This is a genomic window from Alcanivorax sp. HI0044, assembly GCF_001634945.1.
In genome coordinates this window covers 1-563 of sequence record NZ_LWEZ01001338.1, presented here as the reverse complement: position 1 = coordinate 563, position 563 = coordinate 1, and the positions used below count along the sequence as shown (strand labels likewise).

Genomic DNA, 563 nt, shown 5'->3' with positions numbered 1-563 from the left:
GGCCCGCAGCTGCTCCAGAGATTCCAGCTGCTCCAGGGTCGCGGGCGGCCATTGCACATACCGGTGCAAGAACGCTACCCGGTACGCGTAGATGCCGATATGACGCCACCACTGCCCTGCGGACATGTCCTGCTTACCATCGGCAAAGGCATCACGATGCCAGGGCACCGGCGCCCGGGAAAAATACAGCGCCTTGCCGCTGTCATCGAACACGGCTTTCACCACATTCGGGTTAAACAGATCGTCAGCTCGTTCAATGGGTTCACACAGAGTGGACATCTGGCAGTCCGGGTTGGCGGCCAGATTCGCCGCCACCTGATCAATCACCGCCGGGGGAATCAACGGCTCATCGCCCTGCACATTGACGATAATGTCATCATCAGCCAGCCCCAGTTTGGCGGCCACTTCCTGCAGGCGGTCCGTGCCGGAGGGGTGATCCTCCCGGGTCATGACCACGGGCACGATGCCATCCAGCACATCGGCAATGCGCGCATCATCCGTGGCCACGTATACCTGCTCGGCATGGCTTTGCTGGCAGCGCTCTGCCACCCGTTCCACCATGG

The 563-nt window shown here is 61.6% G+C and carries 1 protein-coding gene; it reads right to left on the bottom strand.

Annotation, left to right across the window (positions count from 1 at the left end; translation table 11 throughout):
• A partial coding sequence (kdsB, locus tag A3730_RS19765) for a 3-deoxy-manno-octulosonate cytidylyltransferase (protein ID WP_063538744.1) occupies positions 1–563 on the bottom strand: 563 nt, incomplete at both ends.